This is a genomic window from Aestuariibaculum sp. M13, from assembly GCF_024723255.1.
GTDB classification, from domain to species: Bacteria; Bacteroidota; Bacteroidia; order Flavobacteriales; family Flavobacteriaceae; genus Aestuariibaculum; species Aestuariibaculum lutulentum.
The window spans coordinates 1,586,706-1,604,236 of sequence record NZ_JANIAC010000001.1 but is presented as its reverse complement, the minus strand read 5'-3'; the positions used below and the strand labels follow the sequence as shown (position 1 = coordinate 1,604,236).

The window sequence follows — 17,531 nt, the reverse complement described above, 5'->3', positions numbered from 1 at the left end:
CAACTATTTTATAGCGATTTCTACTTCGCCTAAATCTCCAAACCTCAAAGTATACATGAAGTAAGCTAATTCACTATAATTTAAACTCTCCGGAAAACTAAAATCTAAGATATAATCACTTTCATCAGTTAAAACCTTTAATTCCCTTCCAACTTTTCTAAACTCCGCCTTTAGAGTGTCTGGAAAAATTGGGTTAATTTGAATTTCTTCAATTATATCGATAAGATTCCAATATAAAAACATTTCGTCAGTATTTGCTGGCTCAAAACGCTTTTCATAAACCCAAAATATGAGCTCTGAAAAACCTAATGATTGAAGTAATTCTAAAGGATTATAATGTTCAGGCAACTGCTTTAATTCATGTTGTCTTAAATGATTAACAACCGCTTCTCTAACAACAGCAGATACTGTTTTATTCTCAAGATAAGCTAATTGATCTAATCCATTAACTAGCTCTTCCTCTATACGAAGGTTTAATTTCTTCTTTTTCATAAACTATCTTTTTTGACGGTCAGACTTTCTTGACTTCAAGCTATATTTTACAGCTTCTTGTTCACGCTCTTGCATAGTTGATTGCCTATTTCGCAATAGCCACTCATCTAATTCTTCTCGTTTAAAAAAGATCAGTTTACCCTCCGGCTTATAATAAGGGACATTATTTGAAGACGTATGCTTATACATCTTACTTTTTGAAATACCACAGTATTCACAACCTTCTTCAAAGGTTAATACTGTTTTGAATAGAAATTGATTTCTTTCAATTCTATGTAGGACATCTTGTATATGTTCCATAAATTCGATTTTATTCGTTAATGATTTATGGCCTAGATCTAGTACCTGTTTGTATACAGGCACAAATATGTACTACATTTTAAAAAGAGAAATACATATATACATTTCACATGCATATATGCATGAATTTTAACTTTTGAGATGAATTATTGTTTTAAAAACTGAAGTGTAGAAGCAACAATATCATGATCTGAATGTGACGCATTTAACTTTGTTCTAGATAAAGTAGATTGTGAAAGAGGTTTCCCGCCTTGACTTTTAAACAACTTTGACTTAGCTATATTTACCTGTGAAAGATTATCAAATATTTCTTCGTTTAAATTGTTCAATAGCAAAGACGCTAATTTTGTGTCGCAATGAAAATGTATCTCTGATTTATGAGTTCCAATATCATTCAAAAACACCTTACAAAAATCATCATAGGACGTTTTATTTTCGTCAATATAATAACCGGTAAACTCATAATAGGACTCTTTAAACCTCTTCAAAAATTTACTCTTTATTTTAAAATTGATTTCTTCTTGCCTATTGTTTTCTAATAGTGATAAAGATTTACTTTTCACCCCATAGATTAAAGCGTGATATTTTTTAAACAAGGGAACATTTTCCTCAACCATATTATATTCCACCAGCTCAAAATCATCAAAAACCCCAACTTGATACATCAACTTATAAATAGTGGAATACAAATGAAAAAGCCTATTATTTTCTTTTAAAGCCTCAACTTTAGCCAACTCTAAAATAAATTCATCAAATGTATAATCAATAGAGATCTTTAAACTATTGTATTTTTCTAATATGACTAGCTCTATAATTTTCAAATTGTGTTCCGCTTCAAATAATCGAAACCTATCCTGGAATAGGTTATAGAGACCCCTATATGGTTCCTCTTTATTTATAAAGGAATCTTGGCCTTTAACATAATTCTCTTTTAATATTGTGTTGAAAGCGTTATAAAAGCTAGAATAATTATTTTTATAGTCAATTAATTGATTTTTTATTCTCTCTGTACCATCTAACCTAAATTTATTAAAGTTAGATGTATATAACTCAATGTAATCTATCATTAATTCTTTTTAAAATACTATTTCTGGTAAATTATCAACAGCATCATCCTTTAAGCTATCAATATAATTTAAATACTTTATTGTGTTTCTTGTATCAGCATGACCTAAAGCATCTGCTACGGTTTTCAAATTTGCCCCATATAGTAACAACTGAGTTGCAAAAGTATGTCTTGCACAATAAAATGTAATATGTTTATCTATTTTAGCTCTTTGAACCCAATTCTTCAAACATTTATTTACCCCGTTATCTGAAATCGAATTACCTTTTTCGTTAACAAGATTAAAAATCAACTCTTCCTTCTAACCTCTCTCCCCTAATATTTGAAGCATGCTTTCACGAATTTTTAATTCTACTTTTAAATTTGTTTTCTCTCGACGCGTAGATAGTCGATTATCTATAAGATTACACCATTTAAGGTTCTTTATTTCGGCATAACCTAACCCTGTATAACAAGCAAAGAGAAAGGCCTTTTTTAATTCTTGATTACCACATTCAGTTTTGGCTAAGGTCTGTAATTCTTCTGAAGTTAAAACCTGTTTTCTAAGTTCATCCTTGCCATTTTTTCTTTGAAATTTGATATTCTTAGTTGGATTTTCCCTAATCAATCCCTCAAGCTCAGCATGCTTTAATATTTTCTTAAATCGAGTAAAATAATTATGAGGAGATTCTCCAGACAAACCAGCATCATCATTTAAATAATCCTTGAACCCAATCATTAAATTTGGTGTTACATCAACCAACTTTAATTTTGGGTTATTTACATAAGCTTGAAATTGCTTTAATGCTGCACTTACCATTCGAACATCCTTTTTAAGGTAGTCTTCTACATAATCTTCAGCAAAATCAAAAAAGTTTAAATTCTTTAAATGCTTAGGTAAGTAATTGGTATTTTTGGTAAGAAGTTCCAACTCTCTGTTAGATCTCATTAAGTTTGCTATGTCCTTCTTTTCAGCTTTAGCAGACTTTGTGTCGTTTGGCTCAATTCTAACGTCTAAAAACTCATACGAACGCTCGCCGTTCACATAAATGTCTAAATAGTATTTTACAGCCCCTTTAGCTAACTTTCTTTCTCTAAGTTTTACACTCATAAATCAGTAACAAAATAGTAACAAATATGTGATAAATTTAACTAAAAAAAGGAAAAAACAAAATTAAAAACCTCCGGAAAGCCTTGATATTATTAACTTTTAGTTGGTTCATTTTTTCCCTTCTAAACTTAAAAATTCCCACCTTGAGTACTTAAAAACCTTTGAAAATATTTTCAAAGGTTTTTTTATTTCATTCCTAAACTCCTTTTTTTTTTAACTTCTCCAATCAACAAAAAAATTATATGTTTTTGCAACATAAGTACTAACAAGGAAAGTTAATTTTCACAAACTTTACAAAACCCTTTCTTTGAAAACTTAAGAATATATATCCGATGTTTTCTATCATGGACAATTTAGGACTGCAAACACTTTTTATAAAAGTAAATTGTACCACTTTAAATGGTACAACCACAATTCGTCTAATCTAAAAACATCAACTCATGAAAACATTAATTTTAATTTGGTTTATAGGCCTTACTAATCTTGCCTATTCTCAAACTATTCTTTTTAAAGATGCTATCCCAGAAACCATAGCGGAGGCTATCATTTTATCTGAAGTAGAAATTTCAAATGCTAAATCAGCTTTAATTATAAACAATCTGTATTTAGATAAATCCACGGAATATTTATCATTCATATTTGGAGATAACATTCCCGAAAATATTATAGATGTGCAACGTTTAATCGCCCAATACGACATTAAAAAATTAAAAAGTGACTGCCCTAGTTGTGATAAATTTAAAGCTATAGTCCAAGGTTTAAAAGACTCGAAAGCTGTAATCGTTTTTAATAAAGATGGACAAATAATTGAAACCTATGAAACATATAAAAACATTTATCCTCCGCTAGATGTTAAAGATAAATTACTTTCTACACACCCTAATTGGTCTACCTCAAAATCATCACTTCTGTTTATTTATGAAAAAAGTGAAAACAAACCACGATCTAGATATATGGTTGATTTGATAAATGCTGACAATTCTCAAAAACTAACTTTTAATTTATCTGATTAATTTTTTTACAAAAATCAAAATCTATTTCACTCTAAAACAAAACATTATGAAATCGAAATCAGCTATAATCACCCTTATATTCTCATTAGGATTCCTAACATTCGCATTTGCTCAACCTTCCTTAGAAGGCACTTGGAAATCGGTTAAGCAATTATATATCCTTCCAGACACAACCTATACAGCTACAGGAGACGACATGATAAACATGGTGAAAATAATAAACAAAACACACTTTGCCACCATTGTTCAGGCAGACTCTATTCAAAACAGCATGTTTAACGGTGGCGAATACACGTTTAGAGGAAACATTTATACAGAACATCTAAAATACTTTTCGGACCCTTCTCTTATCGGTAAATCATTTTCTTTTAAAAGCACCATAAAAGGAGATATCTGGACTATTGAAGGCCCTATTGAAAATGAAGGAGAAGAAAAACCAGTATGGAAAATTTATGAAGAATACATAAGAATAAAGTAAAGAAAAACTTTTTATAAAACAAGAGAACAGCAGTAATGCTTATTGCCTAAGCTATATATCGTCAATCATTACTTTAGCTGTTCTTTTCTTTTCGAATCCTTTAAATATTGCTTTGCTGTATTTGCAATAGTTTCAGCATCTAAAACACCTTCGTAGATATTAAATGTATCAATAGCTCCAAACCAAGTTTGATCTCCTGGATTACTATATCCCGAATAACACAAATAGGCAAGTTTATCACTAATATTTGCAATGATGTTAGATTTTTTACGAAGGTTTATTCGTGCATCCTCTAAAACCCCATCAATGTAAAATTTCAGAAAATTATTATCAAATGTAATCACCATATGATGATATTTACCATCTATTAATTCATCAGATAATATCCCAATAGTCGTTAACCATGGTCGGGATGAATAATTTTTACATGACAAAACTACGCCACTCCTTTGATTATGCTTTGCTGTCATCCCTATATAATCAACCCCATTATTCCCCCTTACATTTCCAAAGTAAGCTAGTGTAGTGTAGAGTGCATTATTATTTTTACCTGCTAAAATAAAAGTCTCCAATGTAATCGAAGCATATTCATTAATCTTTAATTCCTCTCCAGGTAGTTCTAAATATTCTCCTGAAGAATTTGTAACAAACAAACCATCTATAATCTCTACATCTCCTTTAATTATTCCATTAGCATTCCCAATAACATCATTGGTTGTTCCGTCTTCAAACGTATACGAATGCTTTAACACAGGTTTCGGAACATGAACACTATTGTCTTGCAATATGCGGTTTACATATTTTTTTGCTGAATTTCTAATAGTTTCCTCATCAAGTATACCCTCATAAATATTGAATGTATCTATAGCGCCGAACCATGTTTGGTCTTGTGAGAATCCTGATTTACCTAAATAAGCAAGCTTGTTACTTAAATTTTTTATGAGGTTATCTGAATTTAGGGAAGGACGAATACTGACTACACTTCCATCTAAATAATATTTCATCTCATTGTTATCATAAGTTGTTACAATATGATGAAACTCATCATCCTCAATACTCGGCGAGTAAATATTGCTCCCTGTTGCCCATGGATCCTTATAATTTAAGCATGAAATGGTAGATCCACTGTTCCCATTATTGACTAAAGTTTGATAAATATAATTAACACCAATTTCATTCTGTCTATCACCAAAGTATGATACCATTGTCCAGGTTCCATTACCCTTTCCTGCAATTACATAAGCCTCTAAAGTTATCGCTGAGTATTCATTAATTCTTATTTTTTTACCAGGCAGTTCTAAATACTCCCCCTGTTCATCTGTTATAAATAATCCATTTACAATCTCACCATCACCTCTAATAATTCCGTCTGCATCTCCAACAACATCATTAGCTACTCCATTTTCAAAGGTGTAAGCATGTTTCAATACTGGTTTATGCAATTGGTTCTTACTATTATCCTTTACAAGAGCAGTAAAAACAAACACAACAATTAATGAAAATATAATCCAAACAATATAATGTCTTTTTGTAATTGGAAGATAATAAACCTTCTTCTTTCTAATCTGTCCTCTTTTAGGAGCAATAAACTTTTGCAGAATTTTATTCTTACCTTCATTATCTGCCATATACCGCACTTCCAAAGGCGTATAATTATATTTTTCATGAAAACATCGGCTGAAATAATTCGGACTACTAAATCCCACTTCATAAGCAATTTCAGAAATACTCAAAGCGCTTTTAACTATAAGTTTCAAAGCTTCCTCTAAACGTATATCACGAACAAATTTGCTAATGGATTTACCATTAATCAATTTAATTTTACGATAAAGCTGAGAACGACTATAACCCGATTCCTTTGATAAATCTTCAACTCCAAATTGCTCATTTTTCAAGTTATCTAATACTATACCTTTGAGCTTATTTACAAAACCCTCTTCTCTAGAAACTGCTTTAATATTATTAGTTTTCATGAATTATGAATAAAAAATTCACAAGGGGCTTTCCTACTAAAGATACGAAAAATCAAGATTAATTAAACCCTCAGTTTTACACAACTGCATAAAACCAATTTTACTGCAAACACAATTTAAACATCTAAAAGTTAAATTACATACCTTTGTACCCTTTAAAACACTTTGTTTATGATATATTCAATGACAGGCTACGGTAAATCGGTTTTGCAATTGCCTACAAAAAAGGTAACTATTGAGTTAAAATCTCTTAACAGCAAAAATTTAGATTTAAACGCAAGAATGCCATCTATATATAGAGAAAAAGAATTGTCTATTAGAAAACTTCTGGCTGATAAGTTAGAACGCGGTAAAGTAGATTTCTCTATATATGTAGAAGCCACTGCCGAAGACACTTCAACGCAAATCAATACACCTGTTGTTAAACAATATATGGAACAACTACGACAAGTGGTTGATGGTAACGACATTGAATTACTTAAAATGGCGGTGCGTTTTCCTGATGCTTTAAATACCGTGCGTGAAGAAATTGACGAAAACGAATGGCAACTAATAGAAGCTGAAATTCATAAAGCGGTAGACGATTTAAACAATCACAGACTAGACGAAGGAAAAGTTTTAGAACAGGATTTTAACTCTAGGGTAGCAACTATAGATAGTATTCTTGAACAGGTAATAGCGATGGATCCGGAGCGTGTTCAAGGGGTTCGTGAACGTTTATTAAAAGGTGTTGAAGAATTAAAAGAGAAATACGATGAAAACCGTTTCGAACAGGAATTGGTGTATTACATTGAGAAATTCGACATTACCGAAGAAAAAGTACGTTTAAAAAACCACTTAAACTACTTTACAGAATCTATCAATTCCGAAGACTCCAACGGAAAAAAATTAGGCTTCATCTCTCAGGAAATGGGCCGTGAAATCAATACTATTGGTTCAAAAAGTAACTATGCACCAATGCAGCAGTTAGTCGTACAGATGAAAGACGAACTGGAAAAAATTAAAGAACAATTATTAAACGTATTATAATAATACCTAAACACAATAACATTGAATCAAGGTAAACTTATTGTATTTTCTGCACCATCGGGTTCAGGAAAAACAACCATAGTAAAACACTTATTAGGTATTGAAGATTTAAATTTAGAATTTTCAATATCGGCAACATCCCGTGAAAGACGAGGCAACGAAGTAGATGGCAAAGACTACTACTTTTTATCGCTTGAAGACTTTAAAAAACACATTAAAAACGAAGATTTTTTAGAGTGGGAAGAAGTATACCGCGATAATTTTTACGGGACTTTAAAAAGTGAAGTCGAGCGTATCTGGGCTATGGGTAAACACGTTATTTTCGATATCGATGTATCAGGTGGATTACGCATAAAACGAAAATTCCCTGAGCAAACTTTAGCACTTTTCGTAAAACCGCCAAGCATCGACGAATTAAAAATTCGTTTAAAAAACCGTAAAACCGAAAGTGAAGAAAAGATAAGCATGCGCGTTTCGAAAGCTTCTGCTGAATTGGCAACCGCACCACTTTTCGATAAAATAGTAGTTAACGACACCTTGGAGCACGCTCTAGAAGAAGCCGAAAAACTGGTTAGAGACTTCATTAAATCGTAAAACAATATCACGCCATAATTACCCTGTAGTTATGGCGTTTTTAAAACCATAAAAAACACAGTACTTACACTATGAAAATCGGATTGTATTTTGGATCGTTTAACCCTATACACGTCGGACATTTAATTATTGCCAACCACATTGCAGAACACAGCGATTTAGATGAAGTCTGGTTTGTAGTAACACCCCACAATCCTTTTAAAAACAAAAGTAGTTTACTCGATAACTTCGATCGGTTAGAACTGGTGCATCGTGCCACTAAAGATTACGACAAACTTAAACCTTGCGATATTGAGTTCAATCTACCTCAACCCAATTATACCGTAAACACACTGGTACACTTACAGGAAAAATATCCGAAGCATGAATTTGCTTTACTTATGGGTGAAGACAATTTAAAAAGCTTCCATAAGTGGAAAAACTATCAGGTTATTTTAGAGAACCATCACATTTATGTGTACCCAAGAATTTCGGGCGAACAGCAAACGACAATTTTCGATAACCACCCTAAAATTCATCATATCGATGCCCCGGTAATGGAATTATCTTCAACCTTTATTAGAAAGTCTATAAAAGAAGGCAAAAATGTAAAGCCTATGTTACCGACACACGTTTGGGAACATATTGATGATATGCTTTTTTACAGGTAAAATGTGTTCTTCACGCCAAATATTAACAATTCTCAGAGAAACTGAAGATTTTCGAGAATCGTCAAACGAACTCAAAATCGTTCAGGGTATTTTTAATATTCAAATTTCATTTTTTATTTATAGAGAAAACTATCGCCTTTTAAAAAGAAATCTAAAATCAAATTATAACGATATTGAAACTATCACCAGTAATAATCAAAAAAGAGCTCACTTTCAAAAAAAGATAATCAAAGATTTACATAATACAATAACAAGTGCGAGATCATTTTTAGAATACTTTGATAAAGAAAAGTCTTTTTTAGAAAATGATTTTCATTGCTTTATGAAGGAATTAAGAAACTACTTAGTCCATCAAGACCATATACCTCTAATTTCTAAATTAAAATATAACCAACTTGAACAAAAAAGATTTGAGTCATTTAACACCTTTTTTTTCAACGAATATTTAGATAAACAAATAGAAGAATATCCTAAACGGAATGGATTAAAAAAAGCGAAACTTTTTATTCACAAAATCGGAAATGAGCCTTCCTTAAATGAAATTCTTACAAGTTATGATGAGAAACTTAATGAATTCTATAAAAAACTAATAATGAATATAATTTCCGCATATTATACTGCATTAAAAAATTTAGTTCAAGAAATTAATTCCTTAAACATCAAATTGAAAAATTGCAACTTAAACATCGATACACATTCTCCGTTAACTGAGGCCAAATTAAAATATTTGAAATTACTGCTAAAAAACAAAGAAACCGCTTAAAGAAAGTCTCTTTAAAGCGGTCTCTTACTACTAAATAACCAACCAAAATTTTTATCCCCTTGTACTTGTTCTCGGGTTTTCTACCTTATCTTTTCTAGGCTTACGCATTTTTTCTGAGGTTTCAGAAGTTGTTGTCGTTTTGCCTTTTGTGTCTGCTGTTTTTAAATATTGAATGTATCCACGCCCTGTGAATTGGTAAACCGATTGCGAAGATGGATGATACAACTCTATCTTACTGTCATTTATAACGCTCAATTCGAAATATTCATTGTCGAAATAATCATAATCTAATGTTAAAGTTTTAAGGTACATATCTCCGGCAACATCACCTACACCATAGATACCGGTGTAATCCCAGATTAAATTATTGACACTAGTACCTGAGTTATCTTGCGAACTTCTAAATTCTGAATCATTACCTCCTGCTAAAAATTGTAAAAAGTTTTCATTATCAAATTCATTTAAAGCTCCGAAATCACTGGTATACGTCTTTTCCCAGGCATCGTATTCCTGTAAAAAATAATGAATGTTATCGTAGAACACAAAATCGTAATCGAAATTGCTTCGTTGATAGCCATCTAAAAAATAAGAGGTTTTATTATTCGGGTTATACAATTCTATAGTATTGTTATCTATTTGATAGACATCAAAAGTTTCAAAACCATCAATATCATGATTCACATCTAAAATCATATCATAAGTATCATATTCTCCAATATCAATTCCGAAGCCATTTCCGCTTTCACCTAAACCTACAATATTATTATTGGCATACACTACGCCATTTCTAAACGATATGGTAAATGCTTTTTGTAAAAACGGTGTCGTACCGTAACCAGCAGTACTATTGATATCGACATACCATAATTCGTAAGAATTTAATAATTGATTTAACGATATTCCTGGTTCTTCTTCCACTATTACTGTTTCCTGATAACAGGATGTGAAAAGTGTTGATATTAGCGCAAAGCTTAAAAGTAATTTTACAGTCTTCATAGTCATTCGTTTTTTGAGTTACTGACTTTAGAGTTTCAAAACGCGTGCCAAAAAAATTGTTTAATAATTTCTTCACATCCCTACAATGAATATTTTGTGTACTTTTGCTCAGTATTAAACATTTAAACTTTTCATGGAAAAACCTTTAAAATACGCGGTGTTTGGCGCTGGAAGCTGGGCAACGGCTATTGTTAAAATGCTTTGCGAAAATTTAGATGAAATTGGTTGGTATATGCGTAGCGTGTACACCAAAGAACACTTACTAAAAGAGCAACATAATCCTAATTATTTAAGTTCGGTTGAATTTCATTTAGAGCAGTTAAAAATAAGTAACGACATTAATGAAATTGCTGCTTTTGCCGATGTATTAATCTTCGCTATTCCATCTGCATTTATGCACAGTGAACTTGAAAAATTAAACATCGATATTTCAAAGAAAATTATTGTTTCTGCTGTTAAAGGAATTATGCCTGAAAGCGGATTACTGGTTGGTGAACATTTTCATGATGTCTATAATATTCCTTTTGAAAACATCGCTGTTATTGCTGGACCTTGCCACGCCGAAGAAGTCGCTCTGGAGCGTTTATCGTACTTAACCATTTCTTGTGCAGATACTGGTAAAGCAAAATCCATTGCAAAAAACCTATCTAGCGATTATATAAAAACAAAGGTTAACGACGATGTTGTTGGAGTTGAATATGCAGTTATGCTGAAAAACATTTACGCCATTGCTGCAGGTATTGCGCATGGCTTGGGATATGGAGACAACTTTCAGTCTGTTTTAATGAGTAACTCGATTAGAGAGATGAAACGTTTTATTAAAAAGATGCACAAAATGAAACGTAACATTAACAACTCAGCTTACCTCGGCGATTTACTGGTAACCGGGTATTCTATTTTTTCCAGAAACCGCATGTTTGGTAATATGATTGGAAAAGGTTACACCGTAAAATCGGCTCAAATGGAAATGAGTATGGTGGCTGAAGGATACTACGCTACAAAAAGTGCACACTTACTAAACGAAAAAAACAAAAGCAAAACAAAGTTACCCATTATAAATGCGGTTTACGAAGTGCTTTACGAAAACAAAGACCCTAAAAAGGTATTTAAGAAGTTAACCGAGAAACTGGATTAGAATAAAAATTTAAAACATAAAGGCATCAAATATTTGATGCCTTTTCTATTTTATTATTCCAAACTACTTTACAACTACACCTTTTACTTTCATTAATGGTACCGATTGTAAAGCCTTTAGGTTAATCGTATTTTTTCTGAACAGATAGGTCTTTTCAAACATTTGGTTCCCTTCAAAAAACGTGACTTTAAACTGATTATTCAAAGCAAAAAGTTCTTCCTGAATTAATTCTATTTTAGCATAACTTTTCGCCGGAAGTTTATCTAATTTCTTTCTAAAAGTTGACGTTATTTTTTGATCACTATATCCGTTTGTTACGATAAGCACAACATCTAAATCAACGTCTTTATCATTAATTATGTAAGCATTCCAATCCTGAGTTTTATAAATATCGTTATACTCATTTACTACGGCTACATAAACACCTTCTACTTTTGGAATTTCAATATCTTTTTTCATCGGTTTATCACTCTAATTTTATGTTGCAAAAGTAATAAACTATTCAAAATCTATTTTATAACCTTCAACAGTAATTCCCTGTAAATTAAAAACGATAAAATGATTTAAAAGTTCTTCATTGGTATAATTATCAAAAAAGGTATTGTTCTTAAGTGCTATCTCCTCGAAACGAACAAAATACAAATCGCAAAACAGCCTTAAATTAACCTCAGGCCTAATAATACCATCTGTTTGCGCTATTAATAAAAACGGATAAATAATGGTGTTTAAGATATAATCCCTAAACTCATCGAAAACCAAATTAGCTTTAGGATAATATTTTTTTAGACCAAAAATAAACGATGGCTTAAAATGAGCTATATGCTGAAAAGCCTTTTTGTAGATCAAAATGATGGAGGAAATAGGATTGCCATCAATACTTGTTATTTCATTTTTGTAATTCTTAATCAATAACTCGACACATTGAATAACTAAATCTTCTTTACTATCGAAAAACTTATAAATTGTTTTTTTTGAAATTCCAAGCTCTGAAGCCAGCTCATCCATTGTAAAACGCTTACTCCCAAATTTCGTGAAATTTGAAACCGAACACTCTAAAACCTCCTGCTTTGTAGTCATTGCCTTTAACTAATTATAAGATTTTAGTTTAACCATAAAATCTTTAAAATGTGGATTAAAATCTGAAAAAATATCGTGATTCCTATTTTTAAGAAGAACTTCACTGAATAATTTTAAACCTATGGCCAATTCCTTCGCATCGTTAGTATTTTCAAAGATACTTTTTGACTTTACTCTTTCAATAATATCAAAAATATTATCGTGGTTTTCAAAATCCAATTCTAAAGATTGTGTTGGAACAGAAGCATCTTTTAAAGATACTTCTGCCAACGTCAACCGGTACTTATTGTTCTTCTTTTTCATGATATTATTTCCAACCGCCACCTAAAGCTTCATAAATATTTACAACACTTAAAAGCTGCTGAAGTTTATTGTCAATCACATTTAGCTCTGCGTTTAACGCACTTTGTCTTGCCGTTAACAGGTCTAAATACGTGGCATAACCGTTTTGTAATAACTCTTCAGAATTGGTTTCGGCATTACGTAAAGCCTCAACTTCTTTTTGTCTGTATTCAAACTTTTCGGTTTCAGCGTTATAGGAATAAAGCGCATTAGACACTTCGTTTCCTGCCGTTAATAACGCTTTCTTAAAGTTTAACAAGGCCTGTTCCTGCTGCGCTTCAGCAACTTCTTTTTGCGTTCTTATTTGACGCTGATTGAAGATTGGCTGTGTTAATCCACCAACAATATTAGCAAATAACGAGTTTGTATTTATTAGCTGGTCCAACTGTAAACTTTGTAAACCTCCTGTAGCCGTTATGGTTAACGACGGGTAGAAATTACTTCGCGCCACGTTAGTCATTTCAAACGACTGAATTAAGCCGAACTCTGCCGCCATTACATCGGGTCTGTTACTTAATAATAATGATGGTACACCAAGTTTAATTTCAGAATCTAAATGCTGACTATCCAATTCGCTACGTTCAATAACAACCGAAGTACGCCCTAATAATAGATTAAGCGTGTTTTCAGTTGTGAAAACGGCCGCTCTTAAATCGACTTCAAGTGCCTTTGCATTGTTATACTGCGCGATGTTTTGATCGACTGCCACCTGAGTAACCTGACCTGCATCTTTAAGCGCTTTAATCGTTTCAACACTGCTTTCTCTGGTTTCAATAGTCTTTCTTGTTACATCTAACTGCGCATCTAAAGCTAATAACTGATAGTAAACTGAAGCAATACTTGATACCAATTGGGTTTTTACTGCCTGATGTGCAGCAACAGTTTGTAAATAGCTGGCTTCTCCAGCACGTTTATTACTTCTAATTTTCCCCCAGATATCGGCTTCCCAAGATAGATTTCCTGAGATTTCAAACTGCTCTAAAGATCCATTAAAGAATGACCCGAACTGACTGTTTTTTGCCAATTCCTGATGTGTCATAGATGCTCTAGCTCCTAACGTTGGAAAATAACCAGCTTTACCTTGCTTATAATATGCTTCGGCCGCAGCCATTTGCTGAATAGCTACTCGAATATCCAGGTTATTTTCTAAACCCTCCTGAATGTATTGATTCAGGTAAGAGTCGGTAAACATATCTGACCACGATACATCTGCCAACGACAAGCTATCTGTAGGCAAATTATCAGTTCTATATAAGTTTTCGGTTTCTTCAAACTCTGGTCTGTCGTAATTTTTAGCCACAAAACAACTCTGTAAAAATGTTGCTGCCACAGCTAAAACCAAAGCTTTTTGTACCATGGTATTTTTTATGTATAATTTCATAATTAATCTACTTTAGTTTCAACAACAGGTTTACTCGATACTTTTTCCTGTAACCACTGGAACACGATAAACAGTACTGGAATAATAAACACCCCTAAAATGGTTCCTATCAACATACCTCCCGCGGCACCAGTACCAATAGAATTATTTCCTTCGGCACCTACTCCCTTAGCCAATACCAAAGGCATTAATCCTAATATGAAAGCAAACGATGTCATTAAAATTGGTCGTAAACGTGCTTTCGATCCATGAATTGCCGCATCGATTAAACTTTCGCCGTTACGTCTACGCTGCAAGGCGAACTCAACAATTAAAATAGCGTTCTTTGCCAGTAATCCTACAAGCATAATTAATGCAATCTGGAAATAGATGTTATTTTCAAGTCCCATCATTTTTGTTGAGAAAAAGGCTCCGAACACCCCTAATGGCAGAGAGAATATTACCGAAAGTGGCAATAAATAACTCTCATATTGCGCCGATAACAAGAAGTAAACGAAAATAATTACCAAAATAAAAATCATTACAGTCTGGTTTCCTGCATTTACCTCTTCACGCGATAAACCTGAATAAGCCACCTCGTAATTACTTGGTAAGTTTTTAATTTCGTCGTTTACAATAGCAATCGCATCACCGGTACTGTAACCTGGATTTGAAGCTCCACTAATTTTTGCCGAGTTATATAAATTGAAACGTGTAACCGACTGCGGACCATATACACGTTTTAAATCGACAAACTGTGTAATAGGCGTCATCTCACCGCTTCCTGTTTTAATATATAATTCGTTTAATGAACTTTTATCTGAACGATTATTTGGAAGTGCCTGAACATATACACGATATTGCTTTCCGAATCTTGAAAAATCTGCCGCATAAACCCCACCAATATAGCCTTGCATAGTTGAGAAAATACTACTCACCGAAACGCCATATTTTTTAGCTAACGGTACATTAATTTCCATTTCATACTGTGGGTATTTTGTATTGAATGACGACTGTCCGTACTGAATTTCAGGATGCTTCATTAAACTACCTATAAACTCCTGAGTGGTTTTATCAAGCTCTTCAAAACTTCCTCCCGATTTATCTAATAAGTTTACCTCAAAACCTCCCGACAATCCGAAACCAGGAATACTTGGTGGCGCAAAGAATATGATATTAGCATCAGGAATAGTTGCAGCAATACCGAATAACTGACCAATAATGGCATTCGCCGATACGCTTTCTCCTTCACGTTCTTCCCAATCATCTAACTTGACGAATCCTAAACCGTAGTTAGTACCTGCACCACTAATTAAACTTCTACCGTTAATTACAGTTACACCTCTTACTCCTGGAATTTGTTTTGCTTTATTGTAAATTTCCTGTGTTACAATATTAGTGCGGTCCATAGAAGAACCTGCCGGTAACTCTACATTCATGAAAATGATACCTCTATCTTCTGAAGGTACAAATCCTGTAGGTGTTGTTTGAGATGTCCACCAGATTCCAACACTAGCCAAAACAAGGATAAATACAGTAATCCATTTGTTATGCGATAAAAACTTTAATGATCGTCCGTAACGCTCGGTAGTTGCTTCGAAAGCTGCATTGAAGGCATCATAAAAACGTTGTAAGAAACTTTTACTTTTATGTTCTTCATCGTGAGATTTTAAAAATAACGCACACAATGCCGGACTAAGCGTTAAAGCGTTAACCGCCGAAATTAAAATGGCCACAATTAATGTTACCCCAAACTGCTCGTAAAATACCCCTGTTGGACCTTGAATAAAGGTTACTGGAATAAATACCGCCGCCATAACTAAGGTAATGGAAATTATCGCACCCGATATTTCGTGCATAGCTCCTAAAGTAGCCTGCTTTGCATTTTTTTCTCCCTGATCGATTTTCGCGTGAACCGCTTCAACAACCACAATCGCATCATCTACCACAATACCAATAGCTAAAACTAAAGCGAATAAGGTTAATAAGTTAATCGAGTAACCGAAAAGATTCAGGAAAAAGAAGGTACCTACAATCGCTACCGGCACAGCTATCGCTGGAATTAAGGTAGAACGGAAATCCTGAAGGAAGATAAACACCACTAAGAATACCAGTAAAAAGGCTTCTATTAAGGTGTGTTTTACTTTGTTCATCGATGCCGTTAAGAAATCGTTGGTATCGTAGTTAATCACGTACTTTACACCATCAGGGAAATCGGCTGATAAACGCTCTAATTCCGACTTAATTTCTTTAATAATTTCCTGTGCATTCGATCCTGCCGTTTGGTAAATACCCATGTTCACACTCGGGTAACCTTCGGTAAATCCAAAAGACTCATAACCCTGAGCATCCATTTGCACAGTAGCTACATCTTTTAATCTTAAATACTCACCATTATCTAAAGCTTTAATGATGATATCTTCATATTGCTCTTCCGTTTTAAAACGCCCGCTATACTTAATATTATAGGTAAACGACTGTCCATCATTTTGACCTAAAGCCCCTGCAGAAGCCTCTAAACTCTGCTCTTTTAAAGCCTCAGTAACTTCAGCTGGAATTAAATTATAAGCGGCTAATTTTTCTGGTTTCAACCAGATACGCATCGCGTAATCCTGATTAGAAAATACGTTTACGTTACCTACACCATCGACACGTTGAATTGCAGGAATTACATTAATCTTTAAGTAATTCTGAACATAAGTCGCATTGTAATCTTCATTTTCAGAATACACCGAAAAGAACATTAACGCCGATGTTTGTTGCTTTTGCGTTAATACCCCTGTTTGTTTTACCTCTTGTGGTAATAAAGGATTCGCTCTTGCTACACGGTTTTGCACGTTTACCGCAGCAATATCCGGGTCTGTATTTTGATTAAAGAATACAGTGATATTTGCAGAACCATTATTATCGGCAGAAGAGGTCATGTAGGTCATTCCTTCAACTCCATTAATCTGCTCTTCAATAGGAATAATAACACTCTCTAAAATGGTTTCGGCACTAGCACCTGGGTAAGATGCTGTTACCTGAATAGTTGGTGGAGCAATATCTGGGTACTGCTCAACCGGTAAGGCCGCATAGCCTAAAATTCCCAAAATAACTATGATAATGGAAATTACGGTCGATAAAACCGGTCTTTCTATAAATGTTTTTAACATAATATTTTTCGTTTCTAA

General features: G+C 33.2%; 19 protein-coding genes. 7 read left to right on the top strand and 12 right to left on the bottom strand.

All coding sequences use genetic code 11. The annotated features are described in order from the left end of the window. Window positions 1–3 precede the first annotated feature (3 nt). The 5 genes from NO995_RS06965 to NO995_RS06945 form a co-directional block, all read right to left on the bottom strand. Window positions 4–492, bottom strand: a complete 489-nt coding sequence (locus NO995_RS06965; protein ID WP_258226845.1) for a ribbon-helix-helix protein, CopG family — start codon at window positions 490–492, stop codon at window positions 4–6. Window positions 493–495: 3 nt separating this feature from the next. Beyond that, complete coding sequence (locus NO995_RS06960) at window positions 496–792, bottom strand: helix-turn-helix domain-containing protein (protein WP_258226844.1); 297 nt, start codon at window positions 790–792, stop codon at window positions 496–498. 146 nt (window positions 793–938) lie between these two features. Continuing rightward, window positions 939–1,859: a hypothetical protein gene (locus tag NO995_RS06955; protein ID WP_258226843.1), complete on the bottom strand. Its 921-nt coding sequence runs from the start codon at window positions 1,857–1,859 to the stop codon at window positions 939–941. 9 nt (window positions 1,860–1,868) lie between these two features. Next, the gene (locus NO995_RS06950; RefSeq protein ID WP_258226842.1) at window positions 1,869–2,150 is read right to left on the bottom strand and encodes a tyrosine-type recombinase/integrase; all 282 of its coding nucleotides are present in this window, start codon (window positions 2,148–2,150) and stop codon (window positions 1,869–1,871) included. A 9-nt stretch (window positions 2,151–2,159) separates the two neighbouring features. Beyond that, the gene (locus NO995_RS06945; protein ID WP_258226841.1) at window positions 2,160–2,948 is read right to left on the bottom strand and encodes a site-specific integrase; all 789 of its coding nucleotides are present in this window, start codon (window positions 2,946–2,948) and stop codon (window positions 2,160–2,162) included. A 440-nt stretch (window positions 2,949–3,388) separates the two neighbouring features. Here NO995_RS06945 and NO995_RS06940 point away from each other — a divergent pair, with 440 nt between their 5' ends. After that, window positions 3,389–3,961 (top strand): hypothetical protein, encoded by a 573-nt coding sequence (locus tag NO995_RS06940; RefSeq protein ID WP_258226840.1) that lies wholly within the window; start codon window positions 3,389–3,391, stop codon window positions 3,959–3,961. A 46-nt stretch (window positions 3,962–4,007) separates the two neighbouring features. Then, window positions 4,008–4,439, top strand: coding sequence for a hypothetical protein (locus NO995_RS06935; protein ID WP_258226839.1), 432 nt, complete (start codon window positions 4,008–4,010; stop codon window positions 4,437–4,439). Between the two features lie 68 nt (window positions 4,440–4,507). Here the strand turns inward: NO995_RS06935 and NO995_RS06930 are convergent, their stop codons facing one another. Then, window positions 4,508–6,334 (bottom strand): LamG-like jellyroll fold domain-containing protein, encoded by a 1,827-nt coding sequence (locus tag NO995_RS06930; RefSeq protein ID WP_258226838.1) that lies wholly within the window; start codon window positions 6,332–6,334, stop codon window positions 4,508–4,510. 249 nt (window positions 6,335–6,583) lie between these two features. On the opposite strand from NO995_RS06930, the gene NO995_RS06925 reads away from it, so the two are divergent. The 4 genes from NO995_RS06925 to NO995_RS06910 all read left to right on the top strand — a co-directional run bounded on the left by NO995_RS06925 (window position 6,584) and on the right by NO995_RS06910 (window position 9,448). Beyond that, entirely contained in the window at window positions 6,584–7,441 is an 858-nt protein-coding gene (locus NO995_RS06925; RefSeq protein ID WP_258226837.1) for a YicC/YloC family endoribonuclease, read from the top strand. Window positions 7,442–7,462: 21 nt separating this feature from the next. Beyond that, window positions 7,463–8,035, top strand: coding sequence for a guanylate kinase (gene gmk / locus NO995_RS06920; RefSeq protein ID WP_258226836.1), 573 nt, complete (start codon window positions 7,463–7,465; stop codon window positions 8,033–8,035). A 71-nt stretch (window positions 8,036–8,106) separates the two neighbouring features. Continuing rightward, complete coding sequence (nadD, locus tag NO995_RS06915; protein ID WP_258226835.1) at window positions 8,107–8,685, top strand: nicotinate (nicotinamide) nucleotide adenylyltransferase; 579 nt, start codon at window positions 8,107–8,109, stop codon at window positions 8,683–8,685. A gap of 1 nt (window position 8,686) precedes the next feature. Further along, the gene (locus tag NO995_RS06910; protein ID WP_258226834.1) at window positions 8,687–9,448 is read left to right on the top strand and encodes a hypothetical protein; all 762 of its coding nucleotides are present in this window, start codon (window positions 8,687–8,689) and stop codon (window positions 9,446–9,448) included. A 51-nt stretch (window positions 9,449–9,499) separates the two neighbouring features. On the opposite strand, the gene NO995_RS06905 is transcribed toward NO995_RS06910, so the two are convergent. Beyond that, window positions 9,500–10,444, bottom strand: coding sequence for a nicotinic acid mononucleotide adenyltransferase (locus NO995_RS06905; protein WP_258226833.1), 945 nt, complete (start codon window positions 10,442–10,444; stop codon window positions 9,500–9,502). Between the two features lie 133 nt (window positions 10,445–10,577). Between NO995_RS06905 and NO995_RS06900 the strand changes: the two genes are divergently transcribed. Continuing rightward, complete coding sequence (locus tag NO995_RS06900) at window positions 10,578–11,579, top strand: NAD(P)H-dependent glycerol-3-phosphate dehydrogenase (RefSeq protein ID WP_240572628.1); 1,002 nt, start codon at window positions 10,578–10,580, stop codon at window positions 11,577–11,579. 63 nt (window positions 11,580–11,642) lie between these two features. Here the strand turns inward: NO995_RS06900 and NO995_RS06895 are convergent, their stop codons facing one another. From NO995_RS06895 to NO995_RS06875, 5 genes are read right to left on the bottom strand one after another with little or no spacing between them, the layout of a single operon-like run. Further along, window positions 11,643–12,038, bottom strand: a complete 396-nt coding sequence (locus tag NO995_RS06895) for a hypothetical protein (protein WP_258226832.1) — start codon at window positions 12,036–12,038, stop codon at window positions 11,643–11,645. A 39-nt stretch (window positions 12,039–12,077) separates the two neighbouring features. After that, window positions 12,078–12,656, bottom strand: a complete 579-nt coding sequence (locus NO995_RS06890) for a TetR/AcrR family transcriptional regulator (protein ID WP_258226831.1) — start codon at window positions 12,654–12,656, stop codon at window positions 12,078–12,080. 9 nt (window positions 12,657–12,665) lie between these two features. Continuing rightward, window positions 12,666–12,959: a DUF3861 domain-containing protein gene (locus NO995_RS06885; RefSeq protein WP_258226830.1), complete on the bottom strand. Its 294-nt coding sequence runs from the start codon at window positions 12,957–12,959 to the stop codon at window positions 12,666–12,668. Between the two features lie 4 nt (window positions 12,960–12,963). Beyond that, complete coding sequence (locus NO995_RS06880; protein ID WP_258226829.1) at window positions 12,964–14,379, bottom strand: efflux transporter outer membrane subunit; 1,416 nt, start codon at window positions 14,377–14,379, stop codon at window positions 12,964–12,966. A gap of 2 nt (window positions 14,380–14,381) precedes the next feature. Then, window positions 14,382–17,513: an efflux RND transporter permease subunit gene (locus NO995_RS06875; protein ID WP_258226828.1), complete on the bottom strand. Its 3,132-nt coding sequence runs from the start codon at window positions 17,511–17,513 to the stop codon at window positions 14,382–14,384. Window positions 17,514–17,531 lie beyond the last annotated feature (18 nt).

Coding starts and splice junctions, on each gene's coding strand:
- NO995_RS06955 (WP_258226843.1), bottom strand. CDS start 1,859: ATGATAGATTACATTGAGTTATATACATCTAACTTTAATAAATTTAGG.
- NO995_RS06960 (WP_258226844.1), bottom strand. CDS start 792: ATGGAACATATACAAGATGTCCTACATAGAATTGAAAGAAATCAATTT.
- NO995_RS06900 (WP_240572628.1), top strand. CDS start 10,578: ATGGAAAAACCTTTAAAATACGCGGTGTTTGGCGCTGGAAGCTGGGCA.
- NO995_RS06895 (WP_258226832.1), bottom strand. CDS start 12,038: ATGAAAAAAGATATTGAAATTCCAAAAGTAGAAGGTGTTTATGTAGCC.
- NO995_RS06910 (WP_258226834.1), top strand. CDS start 8,687: ATGTGTTCTTCACGCCAAATATTAACAATTCTCAGAGAAACTGAAGAT.
- NO995_RS06965 (WP_258226845.1), bottom strand. CDS start 492: ATGAAAAAGAAGAAATTAAACCTTCGTATAGAGGAAGAGCTAGTTAAT.
- NO995_RS06940 (WP_258226840.1), top strand. CDS start 3,389: ATGAAAACATTAATTTTAATTTGGTTTATAGGCCTTACTAATCTTGCC.
- NO995_RS06925 (WP_258226837.1), top strand. CDS start 6,584: ATGATATATTCAATGACAGGCTACGGTAAATCGGTTTTGCAATTGCCT.
- NO995_RS06890 (WP_258226831.1), bottom strand. CDS start 12,656: ATGACTACAAAGCAGGAGGTTTTAGAGTGTTCGGTTTCAAATTTCACG.
- NO995_RS06945 (WP_258226841.1), bottom strand. CDS start 2,948: ATGAGTGTAAAACTTAGAGAAAGAAAGTTAGCTAAAGGGGCTGTAAAA.
- NO995_RS06875 (WP_258226828.1), bottom strand. CDS start 17,513: ATGTTAAAAACATTTATAGAAAGACCGGTTTTATCGACCGTAATTTCC.
- NO995_RS06880 (WP_258226829.1), bottom strand. CDS start 14,379: ATGAAATTATACATAAAAAATACCATGGTACAAAAAGCTTTGGTTTTA.
- NO995_RS06935 (WP_258226839.1), top strand. CDS start 4,008: ATGAAATCGAAATCAGCTATAATCACCCTTATATTCTCATTAGGATTC.
- NO995_RS06905 (WP_258226833.1), bottom strand. CDS start 10,444: ATGAAGACTGTAAAATTACTTTTAAGCTTTGCGCTAATATCAACACTT.
- nadD (WP_258226835.1), top strand. CDS start 8,107: ATGAAAATCGGATTGTATTTTGGATCGTTTAACCCTATACACGTCGGA.
- NO995_RS06885 (WP_258226830.1), bottom strand. CDS start 12,959: ATGAAAAAGAAGAACAATAAGTACCGGTTGACGTTGGCAGAAGTATCT.